Annotated in this window: 17 protein-coding genes and 2 tRNA genes; 16 read left to right on the top strand and 3 right to left on the bottom strand. The window is 34.7% G+C overall.

Annotated elements, in window-relative coordinates:
- The first annotated feature begins 29 nt into the window (after window positions 1-29).
- The 4 genes from ACNDLV_RS01565 (at window position 30) to ACNDLV_RS01550 (ending at window position 3,854) form a co-directional block, all read left to right on the top strand.
- Window positions 30-650 (top strand): VanZ family protein, encoded by a 621-nt coding sequence (locus ACNDLV_RS01565; protein ID WP_006587170.1) that lies wholly within the window; start codon window positions 30-32, stop codon window positions 648-650.
- 70 nt (window positions 651-720) lie between these two features.
- Window positions 721-2,058, top strand: a complete 1,338-nt coding sequence (locus ACNDLV_RS01560) for a glucose-6-phosphate isomerase (protein ID WP_006587171.1) — start codon at window positions 721-723, stop codon at window positions 2,056-2,058.
- Window positions 2,059-2,152: 94 nt separating this feature from the next.
- The gene (locus ACNDLV_RS01555; RefSeq protein ID WP_006586511.1) at window positions 2,153-3,523 is read left to right on the top strand and encodes an MFS transporter; all 1,371 of its coding nucleotides are present in this window, start codon (window positions 2,153-2,155) and stop codon (window positions 3,521-3,523) included.
- Window positions 3,524-3,614: 91 nt separating this feature from the next.
- On the top strand, window positions 3,615-3,854 hold the full coding sequence (locus ACNDLV_RS01550) for a hypothetical protein (protein WP_006586512.1): 240 nt from the start codon (window positions 3,615-3,617) through the stop codon (window positions 3,852-3,854).
- A gap of 190 nt (window positions 3,855-4,044) precedes the next feature.
- Here ACNDLV_RS01550 and ACNDLV_RS01545 read toward each other — a convergent pair.
- Both ACNDLV_RS01545 and ACNDLV_RS01540 read right to left on the bottom strand, forming a co-directional pair.
- Window positions 4,045-4,117: transfer RNA gene (locus tag ACNDLV_RS01545), tRNA-Gln, on the bottom strand.
- Window positions 4,118-4,122: 5 nt separating this feature from the next.
- Window positions 4,123-4,194: transfer RNA gene (locus tag ACNDLV_RS01540), tRNA-Glu, on the bottom strand.
- 92 nt (window positions 4,195-4,286) lie between these two features.
- Between ACNDLV_RS01540 and ACNDLV_RS01535 the strand changes: the two genes are divergently transcribed.
- On the top strand, window positions 4,287-5,294 hold the full coding sequence (locus tag ACNDLV_RS01535; RefSeq protein ID WP_006586513.1) for a serine hydrolase domain-containing protein: 1,008 nt from the start codon (window positions 4,287-4,289) through the stop codon (window positions 5,292-5,294).
- A gap of 28 nt (window positions 5,295-5,322) precedes the next feature.
- Here ACNDLV_RS01535 and ACNDLV_RS01530 read toward each other — a convergent pair whose 3' ends face one another.
- Window positions 5,323-6,678: a Mur ligase family protein gene (locus ACNDLV_RS01530; RefSeq protein ID WP_006586514.1), complete on the bottom strand. Its 1,356-nt coding sequence runs from the start codon at window positions 6,676-6,678 to the stop codon at window positions 5,323-5,325.
- Window positions 6,679-6,816: 138 nt separating this feature from the next.
- Between ACNDLV_RS01530 and ACNDLV_RS01525 the strand changes: the two genes are divergently transcribed.
- The 11 genes from ACNDLV_RS01525 (at window position 6,817) to ACNDLV_RS01475 (ending at window position 15,779) form a co-directional block, all read left to right on the top strand.
- Window positions 6,817-7,422: a thymidine kinase gene (locus tag ACNDLV_RS01525; RefSeq protein WP_006586515.1), complete on the top strand. Its 606-nt coding sequence runs from the start codon at window positions 6,817-6,819 to the stop codon at window positions 7,420-7,422.
- 34 nt (window positions 7,423-7,456) lie between these two features.
- Complete coding sequence (gene prfA, locus ACNDLV_RS01520; RefSeq protein ID WP_006586516.1) at window positions 7,457-8,545, top strand: peptide chain release factor 1; 1,089 nt, start codon at window positions 7,457-7,459, stop codon at window positions 8,543-8,545.
- On the top strand, window positions 8,538-9,380 hold the full coding sequence (gene prmC, locus ACNDLV_RS01515; RefSeq protein ID WP_006586517.1) for a peptide chain release factor N(5)-glutamine methyltransferase: 843 nt from the start codon (window positions 8,538-8,540) through the stop codon (window positions 9,378-9,380). The genes prfA and prmC overlap by 8 nt, the downstream gene beginning before the upstream one ends.
- Window positions 9,380-10,381, top strand: coding sequence for an L-threonylcarbamoyladenylate synthase (locus ACNDLV_RS01510; protein WP_006587174.1), 1,002 nt, complete (start codon window positions 9,380-9,382; stop codon window positions 10,379-10,381). Before prmC ends, ACNDLV_RS01510 begins: the two co-directional genes overlap by 1 nt.
- An 85-nt stretch (window positions 10,382-10,466) precedes the next feature.
- On the top strand, window positions 10,467-11,096 hold the full coding sequence (upp, locus tag ACNDLV_RS01505) for a uracil phosphoribosyltransferase (RefSeq protein WP_006586519.1): 630 nt from the start codon (window positions 10,467-10,469) through the stop codon (window positions 11,094-11,096).
- A 131-nt stretch (window positions 11,097-11,227) separates the two neighbouring features.
- Complete coding sequence (gene atpB / locus ACNDLV_RS01500; protein WP_006586520.1) at window positions 11,228-11,944, top strand: F0F1 ATP synthase subunit A; 717 nt, start codon at window positions 11,228-11,230, stop codon at window positions 11,942-11,944.
- Window positions 11,945-11,965: 21 nt separating this feature from the next.
- Complete coding sequence (atpE, locus tag ACNDLV_RS01495) at window positions 11,966-12,181, top strand: F0F1 ATP synthase subunit C (protein WP_006584495.1); 216 nt, start codon at window positions 11,966-11,968, stop codon at window positions 12,179-12,181.
- Between the two features lie 38 nt (window positions 12,182-12,219).
- Window positions 12,220-12,729: a F0F1 ATP synthase subunit B gene (atpF, locus tag ACNDLV_RS01490; protein WP_006586521.1), complete on the top strand. Its 510-nt coding sequence runs from the start codon at window positions 12,220-12,222 to the stop codon at window positions 12,727-12,729.
- Entirely contained in the window at window positions 12,729-13,277 is a 549-nt protein-coding gene (locus tag ACNDLV_RS01485) for a F0F1 ATP synthase subunit delta (protein ID WP_006586522.1), read from the top strand. The genes atpF and ACNDLV_RS01485 overlap by 1 nt, the downstream gene beginning before the upstream one ends.
- 14 nt (window positions 13,278-13,291) lie before the next feature.
- Complete coding sequence (gene atpA / locus ACNDLV_RS01480) at window positions 13,292-14,806, top strand: F0F1 ATP synthase subunit alpha (RefSeq protein ID WP_006587175.1); 1,515 nt, start codon at window positions 13,292-13,294, stop codon at window positions 14,804-14,806.
- Window positions 14,807-14,816: 10 nt separating this feature from the next.
- Window positions 14,817-15,779 carry a F0F1 ATP synthase subunit gamma gene (locus ACNDLV_RS01475; RefSeq protein ID WP_006586524.1) on the top strand — a complete coding sequence of 321 codons (963 nt, stop codon included), beginning with the start codon at window positions 14,817-14,819 and terminating at the stop codon, window positions 15,777-15,779.
- Window positions 15,780-15,797 lie beyond the last annotated feature (18 nt).

Genomic DNA, 15,797 nt, shown 5'->3' with positions numbered 1-15,797 from the left:
AATAATAAAGAGGAAAGGACTAATGAATGATGATTTTTTTAGGACCGTTATACAGCTTTTTAGCAAAACATTTGGCTAAAAATATCAACCATTTTGCCCTAGTAAAACTTGTCATGATTAGTTTAGATAAATCAATCTTTTATTTTTTGATTTTTGCATTTTTACGTTTGCTGTGGCTTTTGTTAGTTAGAAAAAGACGTAGTCACTTCTCAGAAAGCTTAGTTTGGATATTTACTTTTTATGTGATGTTTTTATTAGCAACAACAACTTTTCGTGAAAGCTATTTTCCTTGGCAATTAGCCTTTAACTGGAATCGTCCACTGAGCGATATTAATTTGATTTTCTTAAAGGAAACCTGGAAATTAACTCAGGGTGTAACGTTATTTGATTTTATTTATAATTGCTTTGGTAATATTTTATGCTTTATGCCTTTTGGACTTTTATTTCCAAATTTAATTAAAAAAAGAACCTGCTTTTTGCAAACAGCAATAGCTGGAATGTGTTTGTCACTTTTTATTGAAACTATGCAATTTGGTTTAAATACTGGTGTAAGTGATATTGATGATGTCTTTTTTAATACTATTGGAGCTATTTTAGGATATTTAGCATATATTTTTATAAAAAAAGTTGCGCATTCAAAAACTTTGTAGTAGTTTTCACATATTAAGATTGCTAAAATAGAAGTGTTAGTAAAATTTTATAAAAAGGAAGTTACGATATATGAGTTTAGTTCATTTTGATTCAAGTAAGTTGGCTCCTTTTGTTCACGACAATGAATTAAAAGAAATGCAAGCTATGGTTAATGCCGCAGATTCAGAACTTCGTCAAGGTACTGGCGCAGGTAACGACTTTAGAGGTGGGCTTGATTTGCCAGTTAATTATGACAAGGACGAATTTGCTCGCATTAAAAAGGCAGCTAAGAAAATTCAATCAGATTCTGAAGTTTTAATTGGAATTGGTATCGGTGGTTCATACCTTGGTGCTCAAGCTGCTATTGAATTTTTGAACAGTGCATTCTATGGCAAAGAAGACAATGGTTATCCAACAGTAGTATTTTGTGGTAATTCTATTTCTGGTTCATACCTTGCTGATTTGATTAATTGGGTAGGAGATAAGGACTTTAGTATTAATGTTATTTCTAAGTCTGGTACTACTACTGAACCATCAATCGCATTTAGAATTTTAAAGGCTAAGTTGATTGAAAAGTACGGTAAAGAAGAAGCAAACAAGCGAATTTATGCAACTACTGACCGTGCTAAGGGTGCTCTTAAGACTGAAGCAGATGCTGAAGGCTATGAGGAATTTGTTGTGCCTGATGACTTAGGTGGACGTTTCAGCGTTTTAAGTGCTGTTGGTTTATTACCAATCGCTGTTGCTGGTGGTGATATTGATAAGTTAATGGAAGGTGCTGCTAAGGCTCGTGAAGATTACACTGATACTGATGTAACCAAGGATTCACCATACCAATATGCAGCTCTTCGTAACATTTTATACAGAAAAGGTTACACCACTGAATTACTTGAAAACTATGAGCCAACTTTGAGAATGTTTGGTGAATGGTGGAAGCAATTAATGGGTGAATCTGAAGGTAAGGATCAAAAGGGCATTTATCCATCAAGTGCTAACTTTTCAACTGATTTGCACTCACTTGGTCAATATATCCAAGAAGGTCGTCGTAACTTGATGGAAACTGTTGTTAGAGTTGAAAATCCACGTTTTGACGTTGAAATTCCTAGCGACAAGGAAAACCTTGATCAACTTAACTTTTTAGCTGGCAAGACCATGAATTACGTAAATGACCGTGCATATGAAGGTGTTGTTTTAGCACACACTGACGGTGGCGTACCAGTTATGACTGTTAACATTCCAGATCAAAAGGAATTAACTTTAGGTTACCTTATTTACTTCTTTGAATTAGCTGTTGGTATTTCAGGTTACCTCAATGGTATTAACCCATTCAACCAACCTGGTGTTGAAGAATACAAGCGTAACATGTTTGGTTTGCTTAACAAGCCAGGTTACGAAGAATTACATGATGACTTAACTAAGCGTCTATAATTTGTTAGAATAATTTTTATCTGAGTCGGTAATGCTATATTACTTTGAGTAGGAGCTATGCTTCTACTCTTTTTTATTGGAAAAGGGGTATTTTGTGAACACACAGAGAAAAAATATGACTGCAATTTTGATGGTGGCCGTCTTAGCTTTTTTAGGGATATTAACGGAAACAAGTTTAAATGTAACTTTTCCGGAAATGATGAAAGACTTTAAAGTTAGTCTTGATACAATTCAATGGACGACAACTGGTTATTTATTAGCAATTGCTATTTTAATGATTTCATCTTCATATTTAAATAAACGTTTTACAGCGAGAGCTATTTTCTTATTTGCAAGTGGTAGCTTCTTAATTGGTTCTTTATTGTGTTTATTTAGTAGTAATTTTGAAATTATGCTTTTAGGGCGGATTATTTCAAGCTGTGGTGCGGGCTTGGCGACACCTTTAATGTTTAATTTGGTAACAGAATTAATGCCACGAGAAGAAATCGGCTTTTATATGGGCTTAGCTGGCTTGGTTTTAGCAATGGCACCAAGTTTAGGGCCAAGCTTTGGCGGAATAATTGCATATTATTTCAATTGGCGAGTAATTTTTTCGATTTCAAGCCTTTTAGCAATTATTGTGATTTTAATTGGATTACGAGTTATAGGGAAATATCATGAAGTTAGTCATCCTAGTTTTGATTGGGTGCGTTACATTGTCATAAGTTTGTTTATGGTTGATTTTACACTTATGATTAATCATTTAAGTAGTGGATTTAACTTTCAATTTTTTCTATATTTAGTTTTTGCTATTTTAAGTATGTGGCTGTTTATTCATTTATCTAAAAATAGTCAAAAGACTTTGATAAACCTGGCAATTTTTAAAGATGCGGCCTTTGTATATGCAATGTTGGCCTTTTTCTTAATTCAATTCATCAATATTGGAGTTAGCTTTGTCTTACCTAATTATGTTCAAATTGTAAATGGAGCTTCAACTTTAGCTGGGGGATTAATGTTATTACCTGGTAGCGTAATTTTTTCCTTAATGACGCCTTATTTTGGCCATTTATATGATGAAAAGGGTGCTAAGTTACCATTGTACTTAGGCGGAACATTTTTGCTTATAGCGGTAATTTTATTAGCGATTTTGGGTATGAAATTAAATCCATGGCTAGTAGGTATAATTTATAGTTTGCTTACTTGTGGAATGAGAATGGCATTTAATAACACTTTGACATTAGGTATTGAAAGTTCACCCAAACAATTACATGCAGATGCTACTGCTATTATGCAAACAGGACAACAATTTGCTGGTTCAATTGGGACAAGTGTCTTGGCAGCAATCATTTCTTTTTCACAAAGCACAAGTCATGGAAGTGAAGCATTCCTAATGGCACAGGGATGTGAAGTAGCATTTATCTTTGTGACTTTTATTGCTATTTTGATTATGATTTGTTACTGGCAATTGTTTACAAAAGTAAACTAAAATTTAAAAATTAAAAAACGTGTAATCGCTTTCTTTAATACAAATTTATACATATAATTTGATTATAGAGTATAGAGAGGAAGTATTACTCATGGAAAATAAAATGACTCACAGCGCAAGCATTTTGAATGCTCGCCTTTTATGGAAAATTGTCTGGGTAGTAGTTTATGGTATTACCGCCTTTTATACATACCTTTCATTTACAGATATGGCACATATGATGAAATGGATGATGTATGCAATGGCCTGGATGGCAGGAGGGATGCTTGCTGAAGCTGTTGTGGGTCTGATATACCACTGTTGTGGCAAAGATGGCAATGGATGCCATTAAGATAACAATAATTTGATAGTAACAGCTAAAAAAAGGTGGCCTAAGAAAAGGTCGCCTTTTTAACTATAAAAATAAATTCTTTGTAAAAAAAACAGAAGCTTGTGCTTCTGTTTTCTGTACAATAATTGCACAAAGTGCTGCCCTTATCTCATGTCAGCTTCTCACAAGACTGACACAACAGCACTAGTGATTGGGATATTCGGGCTCGAACCGAAACATTATGGAACCAGAATCCACTGCCTTACCAATTTGGCTATATCCCAGTTAATCGCCCGTACGAGAATCGAACTCGCAACTCCGCCTTGAGAGGGCGACGTCTTAACCATTTGACCAACGGGCAATTTCAACAGTCTTAATTATCCTCATATTTTATAATGCTGTCAAGTTGTTTTAAAATCTAAAACAACGTATTCTAAATAAAGGTGATAGTATATGAGTGATTTCTTTCGAACACAATATTTAATTGAAAGTATGGTATCAGAACGGATCGTTCCAGGTGTCAATTATGCATTTATTAAAAATAATCAAGTGTTTAAATCAACAATTGGTTTTAGTGAAATTTATCCTAGTATTAAGCAATTAAGTCCTTATGCAGAATATGATTTAGCTAGTTTAACAAAGGTCTTGGGGACAACCAACGTCTTTTTGAAGTTATATCAAGAGGGAAAATTAAACTTCAATGAACCACTTGGTGATTTTTTGCCTGAATTCCAAAACCAGCCTGTTCGTCTATTTCACTTATTAACGCATATAAGTGGCATTAGAGGCTGGATTGAAAATCGAGATCAATTGCCAGCTAGTGACTTATTAGAAGCAATAAAAAATTTGCCAGTTACTGATGAATTTGAAACCAAAATGAGATATGCCGATACTAATTTTATTTTACTAGGATTAGTTTTAGAACAAATTTATCATAAGAATGTTCAAGATATCATTATGGATGAAGTCATTAAACCAGCTGGTTTACAACATACTACCTTTAAGCCGGCAGTAGAAGATTGTGTTCCCACGGCAGTAGTAGATGGAAAATTATTGCAGGGTATTGTACATGATCCTAAAGCGCGAGTGTTGGGTAAACATTGCGCTTCAGCGGGATTATTTGCCAATATTGATGATTTAATAAAATTGACTTTTGGTTATTTGGGAAGAAATAATCTTTTGCCATTTAGTCAAGAATTAACAAGTGAACTTTTTGCAATTAAATCCAATTCAAAAAAAGTTCATCCTCGTTCTTGGGGGTGGGACTTAGTATTTGATCCTAATGATCAACATCCATTAATTTTTCATACAGGTTTTACTGGAACTTTTATTTTAATTGATCGTCGAAAGCAAACGGCAATGATTGTTTTAACTAATCGTGTTCATCCAACTGGCCATAATCAAATCTTTTTAACTATGCGCCAAAGAATTGTAGACAGCTTTTTAGCAGAAAATAAATAAGCCATCACGCTAGGTGATGACTTATTTTTTAATTGATTTTATTTTTTAAAATCTTTTGATCATATAGTGTGCTACGTAAAGCTAGCATTGCTGTATAAGTAGCTAAGATATAAACTTTTTTGGTTGGTGCTTCTTTAATTCTTGTAAGCAAGGTATTATCATCAGGAGTAACTTCCATAGTTCCTGGATCAAAGCCAGCAACTTCAAGTCTGAATCCCATATCATGATGACGTTCACCACCAACAAGAACTTGTTTAACTTTACTTTTATCTAAGCCTTCATAATCAGCGTCCCAAATCCAGCTAGTGTCAATTCCGTCAGCATGATGAGCATTAAGTAGTGTGGCTAAAGTATAGTCGCTTTTTTCAGTATTTAACAGGCTTAATACTTCATTTAATCCAACAGGGTTTTTAACCAAGATTAAATTAATTTCTTTATCGGCATAAGAAATTAGTTCTTGGCGCCCAAAAATTCGTTTATTTTTGGCAAAGGCATTTGCAATTTCAGCTTCGCTAACATCAAATTCACGAGCTACACTGAATGCAGCTAGTGCGTTGTAGATGTTGTAAGTACCACCAATCCCAATTGCAAATTCAGTATTTTCAATTCTGAATTTAATTGAATTAGGAGTTCTTTCTGTAATTTCTTTTAGCCTATAGCTAAGATTTGGACGCTTAAATCCACAATTAGGACAGAAATAATCGCCTAAATTAGCATAACTGATTGCATGATAATGGATGATATGATTACATTTTGGACATAGAACTCCATCAGTATTTACACTGGCCTTAAAGTCGTTTTGAGCTTCATCAGCCTTTGTTTCAAATCCATAAAAGATTTTTTTATTTGGTAGTTCAACTGAAGAAAAGATGCTTGCGTCACCATTTGCAATTACCACTGCATCAGGAGCTAATTTAATACCATCAATGATCTTGTCATATGTAGTATAAATTTCACCATAGCGATCCATTTGGTCACGAAAAATATTAGTTAAGACATACGCTTTAGGATGAAGTAGTTCAGTTACGCGTTTAACATTAGCTTCGTCAACTTCTAAAACAGCTAATTTACGGCCATGGCGTTTTGCTTTATGACTTAAAAAGGCTGTAACAATACCTTGCTGCATATTAGAACCAGATGGATTAGTTAAAATTTCACCATATTTTTCTTTTAAAGCATTAACAATTAAAGCTGTTGTCATGGTTTTTCCATTAGTTCCAGTTACAATAATTGTTTCATAATCTTTAGCAAGATTTGCTAAAATATTAGGGTCGATTCTCATCGCAAGTTTCCCCGGGAAACTTGTCCCACCTTTAAAAATGTTGTGTAAAACCCAATGTGATGACTTTCCAGAAAGTTTTGCAATACCAGATTTTAGATTCATGTCTTTAATCCCTCTTATTTCAAACTATTTTTTACTATATCATATGAATCGATGTAAAACGATAGTTAAAAGCTTAGACTGCACAAATTTAAATTTTCCTCTATACTATTAGAGGAACTTTTTCGAAGGGGAAAAAAGATGGCACAATTATTTTTTTGTTATGGAACTATGAGTAGTGGTAAAACAATTGAAATTTTAAAGGTTGCTCATAATTATCAAATGCAAGGGCGAAAAATCGCTTTAATGACTAGTGGTAAAGATGACCGCAGTGGCAAGGGCATTATTGCTTCAAGAGTGGGTCTAAATAGCAAAGCTACACCAATTGAAGATGATATGAATATCTTTAATTATGTAAAAAAGCAGAATGAAAAGGATATTGCAAATGGTGATGGGGCAATTGCCTGTGTTTTAATTGATGAAGCCCAATTTTTATATAAGCATCATGTTTTGGAATGTGCCAAAATAGTTGATGAGTTACATATTCCAGTAATGACTTTTGGATTAAAAAACGACTTTCAAAATAATTTATTTGAAGGAAGTCAGTATTTACTTCTTTATGCTGATAAAATAGAAGAGATGAAAACAATTTGTCATTATTGTGGTCGTAAAGCAACGATGGTAATTCGTGTTCAAGATGGTAAAGCAGTATATGAGGGAGCACAATTACAAATTGGTGGCGATGAATCATACTACCCAGTTTGCCGTTTTCACTATAATCATCCTGGCCAAAAAAGAGAAGATTAAGCGAAGTTTACTACTAGAAGAAGGGAAGAATTAAATGGATAAGGTAATGGCTCAACTAGAAGGATTAGTAGCACGTTATGAAGAAATTCAAGAATTGATGGCTGATCCAGAAGTTATTAATGACACTAAACGTTATATGGAAATTTCAAAAGAAGAAGCAGATATGCGTGAAGTTGTCCAAAAATATCGCAAATATCAAGAAGATCAAAAGACTATTTCTGATAATAAAGAAATCATTGAAAATGAATCTGATGAAGATTTAGTCGAAATGGCTAAAGAAGAAAATAGTGACTTAGAAAAAGAAGTTGCTGAACTTGAAGAAGAAATTAAAATTTTGATGCTTCCAAAAGACCCTAATGATGATAAAGATATTATCATGGAAATCCGCGGAGCAGCTGGTGGGGATGAAGCTTCATTATTTGCTGGTGACTTACTTAGAATGTATGAAAAATATGCGGAAACACAAGGTTGGAAGATTTCTGTGATTGATGAAGAAACTACTGAAGTAGGTGGTTATAAGCACGTTGCTATTATGATTACTGGTGATAAGGTTTATTCAAAATTAAAATATGAAAATGGTGCTCACCGTGTTCAAAGAATCCCAGTAACTGAATCACAAGGTCGTGTTCATACTTCAACTGCAACAGTTGCCGTTATGCCTGAATATGAACAAGTAGATATTGACTTAGATCCAAAAGATATTAGAGTTGATGTCTATCGTTCAAGTGGTGCAGGTGGTCAGCACATTAACAAAACTTCTAGTGCCGTTCGTATGACCCACCTTCCAACAGGTATTGTTGTAGCAATGCAAGACCAGAGATCACAACAACAAAACCGGGCAAAGGCTATGGAAATTTTGAAGTCACGTGTTTATGACTACTATGAAAGTCAAAACCAAGCTAGCTATGATGAAAAACGTAAGAACGCGGTTGGTACTGGGGATCGTTCAGAAAGAATTAGAACATATAATTACCCTCAAAATCGAGTAACAGATCATAGAATTGGTTTGACTTTAAATAAATTAGATCGAATTATGAATGGTGAACTTGATGAAATTATCTCTGCATTAATCGTTCACTACCAAACTAAGCAATTAGAGGAGTTGGCAGAAGATAATGCCTAAGACATTAAAACAATTAGTTCAGTTAGGTCAAATGCGAGCACCAGAAGCTAGTATAGAAGATATTTCTTACCTGATTTCAGAGCGAGCAGGACTGACGCCTAGTGAATTTCAATTAAAGCAAGATTCTGAGGCAAGTAGCAAATTAGAAAAGCAACTTCAAAAAGACTTCAAAAAATTAGCTAGAAATGTCTCCCCACAATATATTCTGGGATATGCTTGGTTTTTAGGTTATAAGATTATGGTGCAAAGAGGCGTTTTAATTCCCCGATTTGAAACTGAAGAATTGGTTGAATGGGCTTTGGACCATTTACATGATGGAATGAGAATTTTAGATCTTGGTACAGGCTCAGGGGCAATTATGGTAGCACTAGCTAAAGAAGCAAGTAAAAAAGGAATAAAGGATTTAACTTTATATGCAAGTGATATTTCCGACTCTGCATTAAGAACTTGTGAAGAAAATTTCTTAACTTTTGATCTTGATGTTACTGTTCGCAAAGCTAATGTATTAATTGGTCTAGAGAAGTTTGATTTAATTATTTCAAATCCGCCATATATTCGACCAGAAGAAAAAAATCTGATGGACAGCAACGTCTTGCAAAATGAACCTGAAGAAGCTCTTTTTGGTGGAAAAGATGGCCTAGAATTTTATCGTAGATTTGCTAAACAAGTTCGTGAACATTTAACTGATGAAGGTCAATTCTTCTTGGAATTTGGATTTAGTGAAAAAGATGATTTAGCAAAATTATTTACAGAAGAATTGCCTGATTTTAAGGTTGAATTTAAAGATGATTTGGCCGGTAAACCAAGAATGGTATATGGAAAGTGGCAAAAATAATGGAAACACAAATTTTAAAGAAAGATCAAATAGATCAAGCTGTTGAATTTCTAAAAAATGGTGAATTGGTTGCTTTTCCTACGGAAACAGTTTATGGTTTAGGTGCAATTGCTACCAAAGAAGAAAGCGTTAAAAATGTTTATAAAGCTAAAGGACGCCCTAGTGATAATCCACTAATTGTTACAGTTAGTGATGAAGATATGATGAAGCAATATGCTAAGTTTATTCCGGAACGGGCTGAAAAGTTAATTAAGCATTTTTGGCCAGGCCCATTAACTTTACTTTTATTAGTTAAAGAAGGTAGTTTGCCGACTGTAGTGACAGGTGGCTTAAAAACTGCTGCTTTTAGATGTCCTGACGATGAATTAACTCATGAATTAATTTCTAAGTTAGGTTATCCAATTGTTGGTCCATCAGCTAATACTTCTACTAAACCTTCACCAACAACTGCTGAACATGTTTATCATGATTTAAAAGGAAAAATTAGTGCGATTATTGATGGCGGTGCAACTGAAGTAGGTCTTGAATCAACAATTATTGATTTGTCAGTTGAAACTCCAATTGTTTTACGGCCAGGTCAAATTACTCCTGAGGAATTAAGTAAAGTTTTAGGAGAAAAAGTTCTGATCAATACTGGTAAGGTTTCTGATAAGACAATTCCTAAAGCACCTGGGATGAAATATCGCCATTATGCTCCAAGTGCTCCAGTATGGGTTGTAGATGATGTTAAGGACTTTTCTAAAATTAGTTACACGAGTGACACTGCAGTAGCAGCTCTTGATAGCGTGCTAGATACATTAGATTTACCAGCTGAAAATAAATTTAGCTTAGGTAAAGACTTAAAAGATGCTGATCACAACTTATTTAGTGCATTGCGATTTTTTGATGATGAAGCAAGTATCAAGACGATTTATGTTCAAGGCTTTGATGAAGGCGAGCAAAGTTTGGCCTATATGAATCGTTTAAATAAGGCAGCAGCAGGTCATCACTATAAAAATTAAAAATAATTCAAAGCTAAAGGTTTAAACCTTTAGCTTTTTTTTATAAAATAATACTGATATTGGTATTTTATTTTAGGAGGCTAATATGGGAAAATTTACAGTTTTGAATCACCCATTGATTCAACACAAGTTAACCATCATTCGTAAAAAAGACACTGGTACTAACGAATTTAGACAAATCGTTGGTGAAATTGGTGGCTTAATGGTTTACGAAATGACCCGTGATTTACCACTGAAAAATGTGGAAATTGAAACTCCTATTGGCAAGACAACCCAAAAAGAACTTGCTGGTAAGAAGTTAGTTATTGTACCAATTTTAAGAGCTGGCTTAGGTATGGTTGATGGGGTTTTACAAATGATTCCATCAGCTAAAGTTGGCCACATTGGTATGTATCGTGATGAAGAAACATTGAAGCCACATGAATATTTCTTCAAAATGCCACAAGATATTGAAGAGCGTGATGTAATAATTGTGGATCCAATGCTTGCAACTGGCGGTTCTGCGAATATGGCGATTGATGCTCTTAAAAAACGTGGCGCTAAAAATATTCGCTTGGCGGTTTTAGTTGCAGCACCTGAAGGTGTAAAAAATATTCAAGAAGCTCATCCAGATGTAGATATTTATGCTGCAGCTGAAGATGAAAAATTAATGGATAATGGTTATATTTTCCCAGGGTTAGGGGATGCCGGAGATCGTTTATTTGGTACCAAATAAACAAATAGATTAAATATGTATAACATTTTTTTAAGTTAATACGCTTTCATCTTTTTACAAAGAGAGTGAATTGGTGGTATCATGAATACCGTGTTTGAGGTATTCAGCACAGGAAAGGAGGTCACGAAGTTATGGAGAAACCCGAAATACTCAGGCTATTTGGTCTTACCTTTAATGTTAGTAACATACTAGGTGGGACTTTGGTAGCTTTAATTGTATTTGGAATGTGCTTTTGGTTAGCAAGAAAAGTTGAATTGCGACCAGGTAAAAAGCAAAACGTTCTTGAATACATTATTGATTTCACTGATGGAATTGTGAAAAGCAATGTTGAAGATGAAGATGCTCAAAAACATTTATCACTTTATGCATTTGTCTTATTCCTATTCATTTGGTGGTTAAACCAATTAGGTTTATTCCTAGAAGTCAAAGATATGAATGGATTGATGTTGTTTAAATCACCAACAGCTGATCCAACTATTACCATGACAATGGCAATGATGACATTACTGTTATCTTATAACTTTGGTGTTCAGAAGTTTGGAACATTTGGCTATTTGAAGAATTATGCTCGACCATTGCCATTCTTCTTGCCAATTAACGTAATGGAAGAATTCACTAACTTCTTAACATTGTCGTTACGTCTTTACGGTAATATTTATGCTGGTGAAGTTTTGCTTACATTGATTGGTAATGATTTCGCCCATAGTTTTGGAATTGGAACCATTATTTTATCAGCACCTTTGACCATTATTTGGCAAGGTTTCTCAGTCTTCATTGGCTCTATCCAAGCATATGTATTTGTAACTCTTTCTATGGTTTATATTGGTAAGAAGGTTACACAAGAATAGTTTATATTCGGAGGTTATTTTATGAAGTTTTTAGCTGTTGCTATCGCCGCAGGTTTAGCAGCCCTTGCTGCATCATACGGTAACGGTAAGGTTATCAGTACAACCATCCAAGGTATGGCTCGTCAACCAGAAAGCGCATCTGAATTACGCTCAACTATGTTTATCGGTGTTGGTTTGATTGAAGCTGTTCCTATTTTGGCAGTTGTTATTGCCTTCTTGATCTTCTTCTTAGGTTAATCTGTTAAAAGGAATTTATTTAGAGAGAAGGGCAGTATATGACTAACATTTTGTTTGCCGCTGAAAAGTCTGATCTTTATTTGGGAGACACCATATATTACCTGATTTTATTTGCAATATTATTATTGGCTGTTAAGCATTTTGCTTGGGGTCCAGTCACTGATATGATGGAAAAACGTCGTCAACAAGTGATTGAAGATATAGATAAAGCTGCAGATGAACGGAAAAAAGCCGAAATTTTGGCTGGTGAACGTGAAGAACAATTAAAGAGTTCTAGACAAGAAGCTACGCAAATTCTCTCTACTGCAAAAACTAATGCTGAAGCAGCTGGAAAGGATATTTTGAACCAAGCTAACGAAGAAGCTAAAAATATCCGTGAAAAGGCGAAAGCTGATGCGATTCAAGCTAAGAATGATGCTTTGAACGAAGCACAAGCACAAGTTGCTGATATTTCAGTTCAAATCGCAGAAAAGGTTATTGCTAAGAACTTATCTGCTGCAGATCAAAAAGATTTAGTCGACCAATTTATTAAGGGGTTGAATAAATAATGGCATTAAGTAGAGAAGAAATCAGTGCACGCTATGGTGCTGCCCTATTCGGCTATTGTCAAGATAATAATTCTTTAGACAATGTTTACAGTGAATTGCAAGTTTTAAAGACTGCAATTTTAGATAATCCTCGTTTGAGTGAGTTTTTATCTTCACCTGTTTACAGTATGGAAGAAAAAAAGCAACTATTAAAAAATATTAGTGCTGATTTTTCACAAGAACTACAGCAGTTTTTAGAATTATTACTTGACTATGGTCGATTTGCAGTACTACCTGATATTGTTAATCAATTTAATATGCGCTATAACAAGCTTAATAATATAGCTTTTGGAAAAGTTATTAGTGCTGTTAAGTTAGATGACGAGCAATTACATAAACTTGGTCAAGCTTATGCTGAAAAATATGATCTTAAAGAATTAAAATTAACTAACCAAGTTGATCCTTCAATTATTGGAGGGGTTATTTTGGAAGTTGAAGATTATATAATTGATGGCAGTGTAAAAAACAAGTTAAAGAAAATTCGTGCACAATTAGTTGAAAATATTTAAAAGAGGTGAAACCATTGAGCATCAAAGCGGAAGAAATTAGCTCATTGATCAAGAAACAACTTGAACACTTCGATGACAAACTCGATATCGACGAAGTAGGTGTCATTACCTATGTCGGTGACGGTATTGCCAGAGCACATGGTTTAAATAATGTTTTGGCTAATGAGTTACTTGAATTCGAAAACGGCTCTTACGGTATTGCCCAAAACCTAGAAACTAATGATGTTGGGATTATCATTTTAGGTAAATACGACAACATTAGAGAAGGTGACCGAGTTAAAAGAACTGGCCGAATTATGGAAGTCCCAGTTGGGGAAGCCTTAATTGGTCGAGTTGTTAATCCTTTAGGTCAACCTGTTGATGGTTTAGGTGAAATTAAGACCGATAAGACACGTCCAATTGAATCTAAAGCTCCTGGCGTTATGGATCGTCAATCAGTTAACCAACCACTTCAAACTGGTATTAAGGCTATCGATGCCTTGGTTCCAATTGGTAGAGGTCAGCGTGAGTTAATCATTGGTGACCGTAAAACTGGTAAAACTAGCTTGGCAATTGATACTATTTTGAATCAAAAGGGACAAGATGTTATTTGTATCTATGTTGCGATTGGTCAAAAAGAATCAACAATTAGAAGTCAAGTAGAAACATTAAAGCGTTTTGGCGCTATGGATTATACAATTGTAGTTGAAGCAGGACCAAGTGCTCCTGCACCATTACTTTACATTGCTCCTTATGCTGGTACAGCAATGGGAGAAGAGTTTATGTACAATGGTAAGGATGTTTTGATTGTCTTTGATGACCTTTCAAAACAAGCCGTTGCTTACCGTGAACTTTCATTGTTAATCCGTAGACCGCCTGGTCGTGAAGCATACCCTGGTGATGTTTTCTATATTCACTCAAGATTGCTTGAACGTAGTGCCAAGCTTAGTGATAAGCTTGGTGGAGGTTCTCTAACAGCATTACCATTTATTCAAACTGAGGCGGGAGATATTTCTGCATATATTCCAACTAACGTAATTTCTATTACAGATGGGCAGATTTTCCTTCAAAGTGATTTATTCTTTGCAGGTACTCGTCCAGCTATTGATGCCGGTGCATCAGTTTCTCGTGTTGGTGGTAGTGCGCAAATTAAAGCTATGAAGAAGGTTGCAGGTACTTTGCGTGTTGACCTTGCTTCATTTAGAGAACTTGAAAGCTTTGCTCAATTCGGTAGCGATTTAGACCAAGCTACTCAAGCTAAACTTAATCGTGGACGTAGAATTGTTGAAGTCTTAAAGCAACCATTACATGAACCACTTCCTGTTGAAAAGCAAGTTTTGATTCTTTATGCTTTAACTCACGGCTTCCTTGACTCTATTCCAGTTGAAGATGTTGCAAGATATGAACATGAACTTGATTCTAACTTTGAATCAAGCCATGCTGACTTGCTTAAAACAATTCGTGAAACTGGAGATTTGCCAGATGAAGACGAAATGAATGAAGCTATTAAGAGCTTTAATGAAGGCTTCACACCAACAAGTAAGAACTAGGAGGTAATTTATGCCTGCTTCTTTACTTGAATTAAAGAAAAAAATTGCGTCAGTTAAGCAAACTGGAAAAATTACACAAGCAATGCGGATGGTTTCTGCAGCAAAGCTTAATCAGACAGAAAAGAAAGATAAGGGCTATACTCTTTATAATGACACTTTGAAAAAGACAGTTTCTCATTTAATGAGTGCTCAAATTGTCGACCACTTAAAGAGTGAAAATGTTCCTGTTAATTCTAAAAATCTTGCTAAACTCGATTACACAAATGTATTTGGTTTAGGGATTGTTTCTGATTTAATTCAAGCAAGACCAGAAATCAAATCTACAGGATATCTAGTAATTACTGGGGATCGTGGATTAGTTGGTTCTTATAATTCAACAGTAATTAAGAACATGATGGGCTTGTTTGAAGATTCCAAAGCAGAAAATAAAGATGTTAAAGTTTTAGCAGTTGGTCGAGTTGGAGCCCAATTTTTCAAGAAAAATAACATGAATGTTGTTTATGAAAATTCTGGGATAAGTGATGTACCATCATTTAATGAAGTTTTACCAATTGTTTCAACCGCAATTAAGATGTACTTAAATGGTGTCTATGATGAACTTTATGTTTGTTATACTCACCACGTTAATTCTTTATCATCTGCTTTCCGTGTTGAAAAAATGCTACCAATTTCTGACTTGGATATTGGTAGTGAGGAAGCTGAAGCACATGCAAAGCTTGAATATGATATCGATCCAGATATTGATACTGCTTTGAAAGCATTGTTACCACAATTTGCGCGTTCAACAATTTATGGTGCCATTTTGGATGCGAAGACTGCTGAACATGCAAGTTCGATGACAGCAATGCAAAGTGCTTCTGATAATGCAAGTGATTTAGTTTCTAGATTAACTACGCAAATGAACCGTGCAAGACAAGCGCAAATCACCACTGAATTAAGTGAAATTATTGGTGGTGCAAACGCCTTAGAATAATAAGAAAAGGAGGTAGAT

The sequence above is a fragment of the Lactobacillus fornicalis genome, assembly GCF_055362665.1.
This window is presented reverse-complemented; position numbering and strand designations above follow the sequence as displayed.

Coding starts and splice junctions, on each gene's coding strand:
- ACNDLV_RS01560 (WP_006587171.1), top strand. CDS start 721: ATGAGTTTAGTTCATTTTGATTCAAGTAAGTTGGCTCCTTTTGTTCAC.
- atpF (WP_006586521.1), top strand. CDS start 12,220: ATGACTAACATTTTGTTTGCCGCTGAAAAGTCTGATCTTTATTTGGGA.
- ACNDLV_RS01510 (WP_006587174.1), top strand. CDS start 9,380: ATGGAAACACAAATTTTAAAGAAAGATCAAATAGATCAAGCTGTTGAA.
- prfA (WP_006586516.1), top strand. CDS start 7,457: ATGGATAAGGTAATGGCTCAACTAGAAGGATTAGTAGCACGTTATGAA.
- ACNDLV_RS01530 (WP_006586514.1), bottom strand. CDS start 6,678: ATGAATCTAAAATCTGGTATTGCAAAACTTTCTGGAAAGTCATCACAT.
- ACNDLV_RS01525 (WP_006586515.1), top strand. CDS start 6,817: ATGGCACAATTATTTTTTTGTTATGGAACTATGAGTAGTGGTAAAACA.
- ACNDLV_RS01535 (WP_006586513.1), top strand. CDS start 4,287: ATGAGTGATTTCTTTCGAACACAATATTTAATTGAAAGTATGGTATCA.
- atpB (WP_006586520.1), top strand. CDS start 11,228: ATGGAGAAACCCGAAATACTCAGGCTATTTGGTCTTACCTTTAATGTT.
- ACNDLV_RS01565 (WP_006587170.1), top strand. CDS start 30: ATGATTTTTTTAGGACCGTTATACAGCTTTTTAGCAAAACATTTGGCT.
- atpE (WP_006584495.1), top strand. CDS start 11,966: ATGAAGTTTTTAGCTGTTGCTATCGCCGCAGGTTTAGCAGCCCTTGCT.
- ACNDLV_RS01475 (WP_006586524.1), top strand. CDS start 14,817: ATGCCTGCTTCTTTACTTGAATTAAAGAAAAAAATTGCGTCAGTTAAG.
- prmC (WP_006586517.1), top strand. CDS start 8,538: ATGCCTAAGACATTAAAACAATTAGTTCAGTTAGGTCAAATGCGAGCA.
- ACNDLV_RS01485 (WP_006586522.1), top strand. CDS start 12,729: ATGGCATTAAGTAGAGAAGAAATCAGTGCACGCTATGGTGCTGCCCTA.
- ACNDLV_RS01550 (WP_006586512.1), top strand. CDS start 3,615: ATGGAAAATAAAATGACTCACAGCGCAAGCATTTTGAATGCTCGCCTT.
- upp (WP_006586519.1), top strand. CDS start 10,467: ATGGGAAAATTTACAGTTTTGAATCACCCATTGATTCAACACAAGTTA.